Annotated in this window: 10 protein-coding genes; 6 read left to right on the top strand and 4 right to left on the bottom strand. The window is 66.9% G+C overall.

What is annotated here, in order from left to right; genetic code table 11:
• The first annotated feature begins 60 nt into the window (after positions 1-60).
• The 3 genes from E1956_RS26370 (at position 61) to E1956_RS26360 (ending at position 5,224) form a co-directional block, all read left to right on the top strand.
• Positions 61-384 (top strand): DUF485 domain-containing protein, encoded by a 324-nt coding sequence (locus E1956_RS26370; protein ID WP_134754329.1) that lies wholly within the window; start codon positions 61-63, stop codon positions 382-384.
• Positions 381-2,072: a cation acetate symporter gene (locus E1956_RS26365; protein ID WP_134754326.1), complete on the top strand. Its 1,692-nt coding sequence runs from the start codon at positions 381-383 to the stop codon at positions 2,070-2,072. The genes E1956_RS26370 and E1956_RS26365 overlap by 4 nt, the downstream gene beginning before the upstream one ends.
• A gap of 914 nt (positions 2,073-2,986) precedes the next feature.
• Entirely contained in the window at positions 2,987-5,224 is a 2,238-nt protein-coding gene (locus E1956_RS26360; RefSeq protein ID WP_134754324.1) for a VTT domain-containing protein, read from the top strand.
• Between the two features lie 75 nt (positions 5,225-5,299).
• On the opposite strand, the gene E1956_RS26355 is transcribed toward E1956_RS26360, so the two are convergent.
• Positions 5,300-5,575, bottom strand: coding sequence for a hypothetical protein (locus E1956_RS26355; protein ID WP_134754322.1), 276 nt, complete (start codon positions 5,573-5,575; stop codon positions 5,300-5,302).
• A 211-nt stretch (positions 5,576-5,786) separates the two neighbouring features.
• On the opposite strand from E1956_RS26355, the gene E1956_RS26350 reads away from it, so the two are divergent.
• Entirely contained in the window at positions 5,787-6,866 is a 1,080-nt protein-coding gene (locus E1956_RS26350) for a Dyp-type peroxidase (protein WP_134754320.1), read from the top strand.
• Positions 6,859-7,659, top strand: a complete 801-nt coding sequence (locus E1956_RS26345) for a family 1 encapsulin nanocompartment shell protein (protein ID WP_134754318.1) — start codon at positions 6,859-6,861, stop codon at positions 7,657-7,659. Before E1956_RS26350 ends, E1956_RS26345 begins: the two co-directional genes overlap by 8 nt.
• Positions 7,660-7,762: 103 nt before the next feature.
• Here E1956_RS26345 and E1956_RS26340 read toward each other — a convergent pair whose 3' ends face one another.
• Entirely contained in the window at positions 7,763-10,105 is a 2,343-nt protein-coding gene (locus E1956_RS26340; protein WP_134754316.1) for a TonB-dependent receptor, read from the bottom strand.
• Between the two features lie 333 nt (positions 10,106-10,438).
• Here E1956_RS26340 and ppnP point away from each other — a divergent pair, with 333 nt between their 5' ends.
• The gene (ppnP, locus tag E1956_RS26335; RefSeq protein ID WP_134754314.1) at positions 10,439-10,759 is read left to right on the top strand and encodes a pyrimidine/purine nucleoside phosphorylase; all 321 of its coding nucleotides are present in this window, start codon (positions 10,439-10,441) and stop codon (positions 10,757-10,759) included.
• Positions 10,760-10,937: 178 nt separating this feature from the next.
• On the opposite strand, the gene E1956_RS26330 is transcribed toward ppnP, so the two are convergent.
• Together E1956_RS26330 and E1956_RS26325 are read right to left on the bottom strand one after the other, a co-directional pair.
• Positions 10,938-12,116, bottom strand: coding sequence for an enoyl-CoA hydratase/isomerase family protein (locus tag E1956_RS26330; RefSeq protein ID WP_134754312.1), 1,179 nt, complete (start codon positions 12,114-12,116; stop codon positions 10,938-10,940).
• 3 nt (positions 12,117-12,119) lie between these two features.
• Positions 12,120-12,905, bottom strand: coding sequence for an enoyl-CoA hydratase (locus E1956_RS26325; protein ID WP_134754310.1), 786 nt, complete (start codon positions 12,903-12,905; stop codon positions 12,120-12,122).
• Between the last annotated feature and the right edge of the window lie 13 nt (positions 12,906-12,918).

Genomic DNA, 12,918 nt, shown 5'->3' with positions numbered 1-12,918 from the left:
CGTGCTCGTCCGTCGCCATCGAACGGCACCGGCTGCTTTGCATGGGACACCGGAGATACCATGACCACCCAATCGATCGACACGATCAAGGCGCACCCCGAATACCGGCGGCTCGTTGCCGTGCGCCGGCGCTTCAGCTTCACGCTGACCGCGCTCATGATCGCCATTTACTACGGCTTCATCCTGATCGTCGCGCTCGCGCCGCATCGGCTCGCGCAACCGCTCTACGCGGGCGCCACCACCAGCGTCGGCATTGTCGTGGGCGTGGGCATCATCGCGGGCGCGATCGCGCTCACCGGCCTCTACGTGCTGCGCGCCAACCGCCGCTTCGACCCGGCCATGCGCACGCTCATCGCGAAGCTCCAGGGCGAGGTGCAGGCATGAACCCGATCCGCCTTCTCAGCACACTCGCACTCGCAGCCGCCAGCAGCTTCGCGCACGCCAACGTGCCGGGCGCCGCGGCGGCACCCATGCCCGCGCCGCAGCACAACCCCGTCGCCATCGGCATGTTCCTGCTATTCGTGCTCGTGACGCTCGGCATCACGCAGTGGGCCGCGCGCCGCACACGCACCACGCGCGACTTTTACACGGGCGGCGGCGGCATCACTGGCTTGCAGAACGGGCTCGCGATTGCGGGCGACTACATGTCGGCGGCCTCGTTCCTCGGCCTCTCGGGCATGGTGTTCATCTTCGGATTCGACGGCCTGATCTACTCGATCGGCTTCCTCGTCGGCTGGCCGTTCGTGATGTTCCTGATCGCCGAGCCGCTGCGCAATCTCGGCAAGTTCACGTTCGCCGACGTGATCGCGTACCGCTTCGAGCAAGGCCCGATTCGCCTGATGACATCGGCCAATTCGCTGATGGTCGTGATCTTTTACCTGGTTGTGCAGATGGTTGGCGCGGGCAAGCTCATCGAGCTGCTGTTCGGGCTGCCTTACTGGATTGCCGAGATCGTCGTGGGCGTGTTGATGGTGATCTACGTGTTCTTCGGCGGCATGAAGGCCACCACATGGGTGCAGTTGATCAAGGCGGGGCTGCTGCTGTGCGGCGCGACCTTCATGGCCGTGCTCGCACTCGCGCATTTCGGCTTCAGCGCGAACGAGATGTTCCGCCAGGCCGTCAACGTGCACCCGGGCGCCCTTTCGATCATGGCGCCGGGCAAGCTGATCCGTGACCCGCTGAACGCGCTCTCGCTCGGCATCGCGCTGATGTTCGGCACGGCCGGCTTTCCGCACATTCTGATGCGCTTCTTCACGGTGCCCAATGCGAAGGAGGCGCGCAAGTCGGTGTTCTACGCGACGGGATTCATCGGCTACTTCTACCTGCTCACGTTCGTGATTGGCTTCTCGGCGATTGCGCTGCTCGCGCAGCATCCCGAGTTTTTCCGCGTCGATGCGGCGGGGCACTTCAATCTCACGAGCGATCTGCTTGGCGGCTCGAACATGGTGGCGGTGAAGCTTGCCCAGGCGGTGGGCGGCAATCTCTTCTATGGCTTCATTGCGGCGGTCACGTTCGCGACGATTCTCGCCGTGGTGGCGGGCCTCACGCTTTCTGGCGCCACTACGGTGTCGCATGATCTCTATGCGAGCTGGCTCGCGCGTGGGCGCAAGAACGAGCAGCTTGAAATGCGTATCTCGCGGGTTGCGACGCTTGTTCTGAGCGCCGTTGCCATCGGGCTTGGCATTTTGTTCGAGCATGCGAATGTGGCGTTTCTTGTGGGACTCGTGGCTGCCGTGGCGGCGAGCGCTAATTTTCCGGTGCTCGTCATGTCGATTTTTTGGAGTGGTATGACTACGCGAGGGGCTGTAGCGGGCGGTGCGCTCGGGCTCATCTCTTCAGTGTTGCTAACGGTGCTCTCCAAGTCGGTGTGGGTGGACGTGCTTCATCATGCACATGCGATCGTGTTTCTCGATAATCCTGCGTTGGTTTCTGTGCCGCTTGCGTTTGTTGGGATTTGGGTGGTGTCGAGGATCGATAGCAGCGCGCGGGCGCGTGAGGAGCGTGAGGCGTTTGCAGCGCAGGAGTTCTATGGGCAGACTGGGCTTCTGCCTATGGAGGCTGTGGAGCACTGAGTGAGGTCCTGCGGCTTGGCGCAGGTTGCTGGCCGTTGGCCTTAACTTGTTTTCGCGGCGGGCCGCAGGCGTTGCCCCTGTGCGGGGCGGCACCTACTTTTCTTTGCAGCCGCAAAGAAAAGTAGGCAAAAGAAAGCGGCTCACACCGCTAGTGTGACGCCGTCCCCCACTGCCCTGTCCTTCGGAGCGGCTCCGGAGCATCCGTCTCCTCGCACACTCCGCCTTAATGACAAGGGGCTCATCCTTCCCGCCACGCGCTACGCGCGGGCGGAAGGGTATGCAAGGAAAACCGGGCTTGCTGCCGGGCGAATACGCGGGATCTCTGCCGCCTAATATGTTGGAATCCTCCTAATGTGCAAGAGTGCCTCCATAAATGCACTGTAGTCCTACTGAATTGCGAGAGTGCTTCCATGAAAATACGCTGGAGCCCTGCGAATACACGTGCATCCCAATGGTTTTTGTTATGCCCAACGGCGCGCGCAGCGCCGCCGGATGGATGAGCCCTTAGTCACTCCGGGTGACGGCGAGTGGCGACAGACGCTCCGGAGCCGCTCCGATATACAGGGCAGTGGGGGACGGCGTCACACTGGCGGTTTGAGCGGCTTTCTTTTGCCTACTTTTCTTTGCCGCGGCAAAGAAAAGTAGGTGCCGCCCCGCACAGGGGCGACGCTTGCGGCCCGCCGCGAAAACAAGTTAAGGCCAACGGCCAGCAACCTGCGAACGCACCAGGCCATTCAGGCGCACGCCGCCCTACCAGCGCCCTTGCGCTGCCTCCGGGCGCATATCCGCCCACCCGGTTATATTTCGCATGGAGCGCCACGCGCAATCAACCACGGCGGAACGCAACCGAACAGAACCGGCTGCAACTGCCCACGCAGCCCTCCTTCCCACTGCAGCCCCCACCCGCCCTTTCAATGGAGCACGCCTACGTCCAGCTGCTGCACCTGCTTGCCGACTATCCGGGCTGGACGCTCGCGTTCGTGGTCTTCGCCGCCTTCACCGAGTCGCTCGCGCTCGTCGGCACGTTTTTCCCCGGCAGCACGGCCATGTTCATCGCCGGCGCCTTCGCGGGCACGGGCACGCTCAATCTTGGCTGGCTCTTCGCCTGCGCCATCGCGGGCGCCGTTGCCGGCGACGCCCTGAGCTTCTGGCTCGGCCGCCGCTATCGCGACTCCATCGCCCAGATCTGGCCGTTCAGCCATTACCCCGCCATCCTCGAAAAAGCACAGTCCTACTTCGAAAGCCACGGCACGCGCAGCGTCATCCTCGCGCGCTTCGTCGCGCCGCTGCGCGCCGTGGTGCCCGTGGTCGCGGGCATGGCAGGCATGTCGCCCATGCGCTTCTTCGTCATGAACGTAATCTCGGCGCTCGTCTGGGCGCCCGCGCACATCGTGCCGGGCGTCGTGTTCGGCGCGTCGCTGCAACTGGCGGGCGCCGTGTCGTTCCGCCTCGTCGTCGCGCTCGCGATGATCGTGCTCGCCGGCTGGCTGGTCTGGCGCGTCACGCACATGGTGCTCGGGCACGTCGACGCCTGGGCGAGCGCCTCGCGCCGCGCCGCCGCACGCTGGGCCGCGGGCCACCGGGGGCAGGCGGCGCGCCGTCTCGCGCGCGCGCTCGATCCGCAACAGCCGGCGCTCGGGGCCCTGCTCGCAGTCACCGCGCTCGTGCCCGTGTGCGCGGCCGTGTTCTCCTATGTGCTCAGCAATCTGCTGCACGGCGCGCCGCTCGTGCAGATCGACCAGTCGGTGCGCCAGTTCTTTCATTCGATTCACACCACCTGGGCCGACGACGTCCTCGCCCACGTCGAAACGCTCGGCAGCAACTACACGCTCGCCGCGCTCGTGGCCACCGTCTCGGCCTGGATGGCGCTCGAGCGCCGCTGGCGCACCATCGGCTACTGGGCGCTCGCCGCCGGCGTCTCGCAGGCGCTCATCCTCGTGCTGCGCTTCGCGATCCACCACAACGCGGCCGGCGCGGCGCACGTGGGCGCCTATGTGTTCCCGAGCGACCGCGTGGCCTCGATGGTGATCGTCTACGGCTTCGCGATGTTCCTGCTCGTGCGGCGCGTGAACATGGCGCAGGCAGCCGCCGTTGCCACGGTGGGCAACGCAATCGTGGTCGCGGTCACGTTCGCGGGGCTGTATTTCGAGCGCTTCCTGTTCTCCGACGCCATCGGCGGCGCAGCTTTCGCCTCGATCTGGGTGGGGGCGGTCGTGATGCTCTCGCTATGGCGCTATCCGCAGCGGCCCGCCGAGCGCAACTTCATGCCATCCATCGTGCTTGCCGTGCTCGCGCTGGCCTTGGTGTTGCAGCGCGGCGCGGCGGAGCGCGAGGCGGCGCTCGCATCGCGCTCCACCGTGCCGCCGGTGGCCGTCACGCAGCTCGCGTGGACCGATTCGCTGTGGAGGACCTTCGCCTGCTATCGCATCGACATGAAGGGCGAGCGGCGCGAGCCGATGACGATCCAGTGGGCCGCAAGCGCGAGCGATCTGCGCGCGGCGCTGCGCGACGCCGGGTGGAGCGAGGGCGTGCAGTTCTCGCTTAAGAGCGTGCTCTCGCTCGTCGCGCCGAACGTGGATGTGCTCTCGCTGCCGCTCATGCCCAAGCTGAACAACGGCCTGCCCTCGCCGCTCGTGTTCGAGCGCGCCCATCTGCCCGGCAACCCGACGCGACCCGGCAGCCGCCGCGACGTGCTGCGCTTCTGGCCGACGGGCTACGCGATCGAGCGGCACGCGGGCGCGGCAGCCGATGGCCACGCGGGCGCGAGCGAAGCAACGGGCGCAAGCGAGACCGCCGCGGCGAGCGGAGCAACGCGCGCAACGATGGGCATGGGAGGGCCCGCAGGCGCGAAGACGCCGGCACCATCGGCCGGCGGCGCTGATCTCACGCCGATCTGGGTGGGCTCGCTCGTGCACGAGCGCTTGCGGCGCGCGTCCTGGCCGTTCAATGTGCTGACCACCTACATCGACAACGCCGACTATGCCGACAACGCAGGCGACAGCGGCAATGCGGGGCACGCCGGCAAGGCGCGCAACGCCGGCCCCGATCTGGCCGCGCCAGGCCAGCCCACAGGCTGGCACGCGGTCACCATGCCCGGCAGCGAGGGCTGCGAAGGCCGGTCCGTGACGCTGATTGTTTCCGGCGCCCGCTGAGCCCGCTGAGGAGCCCACCGAGCCACGCCGAACGCGCCAGGCCCGCTGCCGCCCCGCCGTCAGGCCGCGGGCGCGCTAGCCGCTGTGGCTTTCTGCCCAGCTTCCCGTGGCGCGAAAGCGGTCGATGCGCTCGCGCGCGTCGGCATAGGCCGCGTCGAGCGCGGCGTCGGGACCGATGTAGTTGCGCATCAGATCGTGGAAGCGGATGCTGCGCCCTTCCACATGTGCGTCCGCACCGTGGCGGCAGATGTAGCCACTGTAGTGAAAGAGCGGCTCGGGCGAGCGCGGCCCGAACGCCGGAATCGGCAACACCCAGATCTCGAAGCCTTCATGCTCGGTGTGATCCCACATGGTGTGTCTCTCATGAGCCGTGACGACGACTATCGTCGCACGTCAAGCCACTCGCCTGCAAACCGCCCTTTTTCGCGAGTTTGGCTAAACTATGCGGGCAGCGCGCTCGCGTGGCGCCTCGTGCCCCGCCGCGAACCGCACCACGCGTAGCGCCATCCGCCCCGACCTGGCACCAAACCACGCAGAACCAAGCCGAGCGATACCCCACACCATGACGCCCTCCACCCCAACGCCCGATCCGCAGTCCGTCTCCACCTCCGTCACCCGCAGCGCCATCTTCATCGTCGCGACCCTCAACGAAGGCGCCGCGAGCCGCGCCGCCGTGCGCGCCTGGTGCGCCGACGTCGCCAACCTCGCGCGCGCGGTCGGCAAGCGCGTGCCCAGCGGCAACCTGTCCTGTGTGGTGGGCTTTTCGTCCGACGCATGGGACCGCCTGTTCGGCGACCCGCGTCCGGCCGAGCTGCACCCGTTCCGCGAATTCGGCTCGGGCGAGCGCGTGGCCGTCGCCACGCCCGGTGACCTGCTCCTGCACATCCGCGCCGACCAGACCGACCTGTGCTTCGAGCTGGCCACCCAGCTGATGAACCGCCTCGAAGGCGCGGTCACGACCGTGGACGAAGTGCACGGTTTCCGCAATTTCGACATGCGCGCGATGATCGGCTTCGTCGACGGCACCGAGAACCCCGAAGGCAACGAAGCCGTGCATTTCACGGTGATCGGCGCGGACCAGGACCCCGAGTTCGCGGGCGGCAGCTACGTGCTGGTGCAGAAGTACCTGCACGACATGAAAGGCTGGAACGCGCTGAACGTGGAAGCGCAGGAACGCATCATCGGCCGCACCAAGCTGCAGGACATCGAGCTCGACGCGGACGTGAAGCCGAGCTGCTCGCACAGCTCGCTCACCACGCTCACGGACGCCGACGGCGACGAGGTCAAGATCCTGCGCGACAACATGCCGTTCGGCCGGCCTGGCTCGGGCGAATTCGGCACCTACTTCATCGGCTACGCGCGCTCGCCCGCGCCCATCGAGCAGATGCTGGAGAACATGTTCGTCGGCCGGCCGCCCGGCAACTACGACCGTCTGCTCGACTACAGCCGCGCCGTCACGGGCAGCCTCTTCTTCGTGCCTTCGCAGCCGCTGCTCGAGGCGCTCGCCGAGCGCGAGCCGAGCCTCGCAGGCGCCGTGGACACGAACCTCGACGATCAACCCGAACCCGAGCCCGCCGCCGCGCCAGGCGCGGACGGCTCGCTTGCCATTGGATCCCTCAAAGGAGCACCCCGGTATGAATAATCTCCATCGCGAGCTGGCGCCCATTTCCTCGGACGCGTGGTCGCAAATCGAAGAAGAAGTCGCGCGCACCTTCAAGCGCTCGCTCGCGGGCCGCCGTGTCGTCGATGTGAAGGGCCCCGGCGGCGTGGACCTCGCCGGCGTCGGCACCGGGCACCAGAGCGGCATCGAGGCGCCGCTCGAAGGCATCCGCGCGCGCCAGCGCGAGGTGAAGGCGCTGGTCGAGCTGCGCGTGCCGTTCGAGCTTTCGCGCGAGGCCATCGACGACGTCGAGCGCGGCGCGGACGACTCCGACTGGCAGCCGGCCAAGGACGCGGCCACGCGCCTCGCGTTCGCCGAAGACCGCGCGATCTTCGACGGCTACAAGGCCGCGCAGATCACCGGCATTCGCGAAGGCACATCGAACCCGCTGCTGCAGATGCCCGCCAACGTGGCCGATTACCCGACGGTGATCGCAAGAGCGCTCGAACAGCTGCGCCTGCAAGGCGTGGACGGCCCGTACGCAGTGCTGCTCGGCTCCGACGCCTACACGGCCGTGAGCGAGGCAAGCGACTCGGGCTACCCGATCCTCGAGCACATCCGCCGCCTCGTAAAAGGCGAGATCATCTGGGCGCCGGCGCTCCAAGGCGGCAGCATCCTCACCACGCGCGGCGGCGACTTCGCGCTCCACCTGGGCCAGGACGTCTCGATCGGCTACGCGTCGCACGACGAGAACACCGTGCGCCTGTATCTGCAGGAGAGCTTCACGTTCATGATGCTCACGTCCGAGGCTTCGGTCACGGTCACGGGGGAATAAGCGCGCGGCCGCAAGGCACGCATGCAAAAAAAGCAGGGGGCGCCCGGTGGTATCACGGGCGCCCCCTGCTGCGTTTACGTCACGGCGTTAAAGCCTCAACGCATCACTGATAGAAGTTCAGCGTGACCATGGCCGAGCGGCCCGGCGCCCAGGTCGCGTAGATCGGGTACGCGCTCTGGTAGTACTGCCGGTCGAAGATGTTGTTCACGTTCAACTGCAGATCGACCTTCTTCGTCACGCGCCACGTCGCCGAGGCGTCGAAGCGCGCGTAGCCCGGGATCCACTTGCGCGTGGTCGACGAAACCGACGCGTAAGTCTCGCTCGACACCGTCGCGCCCGCGCCCACCGTGAGCTTGGGCATCACGTCGTAGCTCGTCCACAACGTGAAGTTGTGCTTGGGCACCATCACCATCGGCAAGCCGGAGTTCTGCGGGCTGGTCGGGCCGGCGTTGGTGGTGATCGCATCGAGATACGAATAGCCGCCGAACACGGCCCACTGGTTCGTCACGTTGCCGGCAAAGCCGAACTCGAAGCCGCGCACGCGCTGCGAGCCCGCGTTGATCGTGCCGCCGAGTCCATCGCTCACGCGGGCGTTGGTCTTGTCGGTCTGGAACAGTGCCGTGGTGAGCGAGAGACGCTCGTGGAGCACGTCCCACTTCGCGCCCACTTCGATGTTGCGCGAGCGCTCGGGTGCGAGATTCTGGTTGGCCGCCGTGATCTGGTCGGTGCCGCCGCCCAGGCCCGAGTTCGCGCCCGGCGGATTCGCCGAGGTGCCGTACGACGCATACAGGCTCAGCGTCTGCACCGGCTTGAACACGAGGCCGAACTGGTAGCTGAAGAGATTCGAGGTGTTCGACAGATCGGGCACGCCCGCCTGCTGCGCCGTGACGTCGAAGCGGTCGAAGCGCAGGCCCGCGTTGAAGATCCAGCGCTCGGAAAGCTGCACGCTGTCGAACAGGTAGGCCGAGGCGATGTTGGTCTGCGTATGCGTGGCCGGGCCGGGGAAGCTCTTGTCGCCGTTGAGCAGCACGCTGCCGGTCCACGGATTGTTCGGGTTCCAGTACGCGAGCGGCGTGCAGTTGTAGGCCACCGTGCACGGGCCGCCCGAGCGGATGTTGTTGCCCTTCGAGTCGGTCACGAGATAGCCCTCGTAAAGATCCTGCTCGTGGCTGAACTCCACGCCCGCCGTGAGCGTGTGGCGCATGCCGTAGAGATCGAATTTGCCGTTCGCCTCGGTCTGGTTCGCGACGCTATTAGTCGCGTACTTGCCGCTCTTCGCCTGCAGGCTCAGGATGTTCGAAGTCGCACTCGTGAGCTGCGGGTTCGTCGCGATGTAGTCGAGCGTCGAGCGGCCGAACATCGTCGTGTTCTTGAGCTTCCACGCGTCGTTGAAGCGGTGCTCGACCTTCACCTCGCCCGTGTCGTTCTGCCCGCGCCGGTAGTCGCGCGCGTTCAGGCCGTAGAACTGCCCGCGATTGGTGGGCACCGGCGTGCCGCCCGTGGAGCGGAACGGCACGCTGAAGTCGGGCATGTCGTAGGTGTTCAGGTGGTAGTAGCTCAGCGTGACCGTGGTCGGCGTGTTCAGGCCGAACGCGATCGAGGGCGCCACGCCCCAGCGCTGGCTGTAGATGTCGGTGCGGCCCGGCTGGTCGGCGTCGTGGCCCATCGCGTTCAGGCGGATCGCCGTGGTGTCGTTGAGCTTCTGGTTCCAGTCGACAGTCGCGCGGCGGTAGCTGTCGGTGCCGAGGCCGACGCTGCCGTTGATGAAGTTCTCGTTTAGCGGCGTCTTCGTGGTGATGTCGATGCTGCCGCCCACCGAGCCACGCCCCGCGTACACCGAGTCCGGGCCCTTCACGACGCTGATGTTCTCCACGTCGAAGGTCTCGCGGTTCTGCACGCCCGAGTCGCGCATGCCGTCCACGAAGATCGAGTTGCGCGACTCGAAGCCGCGTATCACGGGACGGTCCGCCGAGGGGTTCGCGGCCGCGTCGCCGCCGAGGAACGTGATGCCGGGCACCGTGCGCAGCGCGTCCTGAAAGGTCGTGACGTTCTTTTCCTTGAGCACTTCCTGCGGGATCACCGTGACCGAGCGCGGCGTGTCGATGAGCGGCGAGGTGAACTTGTACGAGTCGAGTGTCTTTGCCTGCATCTCGGAAGGCGCCGACATGACCTTCACGGCGGGCAGCGTGGCTTCGGCGGCGGCACTGGTAGTCGCGCTAGTGCCCGCGCTGGTGCCGGCATCGGTCGCATTGGCCGTGGGCGCGGCGGAGGACGGGGCAGCGGTTGCCGGCGATCCGGCGGCCGGTGACGCAGCGGCGGAGGCTCCAGGCGTCGCCGGCGCCGTGTGGGCGGCCTGGGCGTGAACGGCCGATACGAAGAAGCCGGAGCAATACAGGGCAGCGACGGACGCGACAGCGCGCATCCGCGTCGGGAAGAGGACGGACATGGTGAGCGGTTGGGTCGAAGGCGGACACGTCCGAGCAGGGCGTCACGCGCCGCCCGCATCAGCGAAATCCTGTGTTGAGTCGTTTTTTGCGAATGCGTATGATTCTCATTTGCTGTCGCAATTGTAATTAAGCGTTATGCTTATGTAAACACTCGTTACGCATTTCGCAGGTTTTCGCTGTCAGATTCCCGGCGGCCGGCCGAGCCGAATCCGCGTGGCCGCTTCGCCGCGCGCATCGAGTGCCGGTATCATGTCGGTCCCGCTCCGCGCGCGCAGAACCGCGCCCGCCTGGCGCCGACGCATCCATTCACGACGACTCAGAGGAAGACCGCCATGACGGCCGCAACACAATTCGACCAGGTTTCCGTAGTCCGCAAAGCCAACGTCTACTTCGACGGCAAGTGCGTCTCGCACACCGTGCTGTTCGCCGACGGCTCGCGCAAGACGCTCGGCGTGATCCTGCCGGGCCAGCTGAACTTCGGCACCGACGCGCCCGAGCTGATGGAAGTGCAAGGCGGCCAGTGCCGCATCCGCCTCGACGGCAGCGACGAGTGGAAGACGTACGGCGCAGGCGAGTCGTTCTCGGTGCCGGGCAAGAGCCGCTTCGACATCGACGTCATCGAGACGCTCGACTACTGCTGCAGCTATCTGTAAAGCGCCAGGGCGCGCACGCGCCCGAGGTGATACGCCCACGCCCGCCCTGCTTCGCGCACGGCGGGCGTTTGCTCATTCATGGGGGCGTGCTGCGTGAGATCGCGGCGCGTGAAGCGCCGGAGATGAGACACGGCGCGCCGATTCACGTGCGCCGCGAGGGTTCAGCACAGGAATCGAATCACGCGCCCAGATCGGCGAGCGGATGCGTGTCCGCGCGCCACGGCGAGCACAGGAAATACTGCACGCGCTCGTCGCGCAATTCGGCGAGCGTCGCGGGCGCCCAACGCGGCTTGCGGTCCTTGTCGACGAGATGCGCACGCACGCCTTCGCAGAAGTCGCCCTCTTCGATCGCGCGCGCAACGATCCCGAGCTCCATGCGGAAGCTCTCGGCCAGCGTCATCTGGCGGCCGCGCAGCAGCGCCTCGCGCGCGACTTCGAGCATGGTCGGCGAGTAGTGCGTGAGCGCTTCGAGCGTGGCTTCGAGCCATGCACGTACGGCCTCGGGCTGCTCGCGCTCGAGATCGGCGCGCAAGGTGCGCACGATCTGCTCGACGTGCGCGCGGTGCTCGAAGTGCCGCGCAATCAGCGCCGCATGCCCGGCGAGCGCGCTTGCCTCCGGCTGGTAGGACGGTGCGCCGAACACGCCATGCAGCGCTTCGAGCACGCCGCCTTCGAAGCTGGCCTGCGCGAGGCGCGCCTCATAGCCGTCGAGCCATTCGCCCGGCACGCAGAGATCGGCGAGATCGCAGTGGAGCGCGTCGGCGCCCGTGAGCAGCACGCCGGTCAGCCCCACATAGAGCTCGGTTTCCACCGGCATCTTCGCGAGGAAATGCGTGGCGCCCACGTCGGGCAACATGCCGATGCGCGTCTCCGGCATCGCGATCTTCGTGCGCGTGGTGGCCACGCGCAGCGCCGCTGCCTGACCCAGCCCCATGCCGCCGCCCATTGTCACGCCGTCGAGCAGCGCGACGAGCGGCTTCTCGAACGTATGCAGCGCGTAGTCGAGCCGGTATTCGTCGACGAAGAACTGCTGCCAGCCGTTTTCGCCAAGCCGCTCGCCCGCGCGCGCGAGACGGTCGATCGCGCGCACGTCGCCGCCCGCGCAAAAGCCCTTCGGGCCCGCGCCTTCGAGCACGAGCGCGACGAGGGTGTCGTCGTGGCGCACGCGTTCGAGCAGCACGGCAATCTCGCGCACCATCGCGTGCGAGAGCGCATTGAGCGCGGCGGGACGGTTCAGCGTGACGATCGCGACACGATTGACCACGCGGAACAACACCTCCTGTCCGGCTTCCGGTGCGGCCGGCTCAGATGCGGCCGGCTGAGTTTTGGTCCTGGCGGAAGCGGGTAGTGCATTCATTATTTAGTTCTCCATTTCAATATGCCAGCGCGGCTTGCGCTTTTCGAGGAAGGCATTCACGCCCTCGCGCTGGTTGGGCGAATCGAACAGGTCGACGAAGCGCTCGCGCTCCACCGCGAGCGCCGGGCCGCGCGGCACGCCGTTGCGCGCCTGATGAATGAGCGACTTGCTGGACGACACGGCCTGCGGGCTGAGCGACGCCACGCGTGCGGCCATGGCGAGCGCGACCTCGCGTGCCCCACCCTGCGGGACCACCTCTTCGACGAGGCCGATGCGCAGCGCCGTGGCGGCATCCACGCGCTCGCCGGTCAGGATGATGCGCTTGGCCCAGCCCTCGCCGACGAGCCAGGGCAGCGTCTGCGTGCCGCAGCCGCACGGCAGCAAGCCGACGGCCGGTTCGGGCAGCGCGAGTTGCGCGTGTTCCTCGGCGATGCGGATATCGCAGGCGAGCGCGCATTCCAGCCCGCCACCCATCGCGTAGCCGTTGATCGCGGCAATCACCACGGGCCGCGCGTTCTGCAGCGTCTCGAAGGCGGCGCCGAATGCCGAGGCCGCCGTGCGCGCCGCTTCACGATCGCCCGTGGCGAACGCGTTCAGGTCCGCGCCCGCGCTGAAGAATTTCGGGCCGCTGCCAGTGATGACGATCGCGCGCACCTTCGCCTCGCGATTGAACGCCTCGATCACCTCCTGTAGCTGGCCCAGGCCATCGACGGTAAACGCATTCGCGGGCGGGCGCGCGAGCGTGATGAGGGCCACCGCGCCGTCATGCGTGTATTCGAATTCGATCATTTCGGACTCCGTC

This window comes from Paraburkholderia pallida, from assembly GCF_004524855.1.
GTDB classification, from domain to species: domain Bacteria; phylum Pseudomonadota; class Gammaproteobacteria; order Burkholderiales; family Burkholderiaceae; genus Paraburkholderia; species Paraburkholderia oxyphila.
The sequence above is the reverse complement of the archived record's forward strand: the minus strand, read 5'-3'. Positions and strand labels throughout refer to the sequence as shown.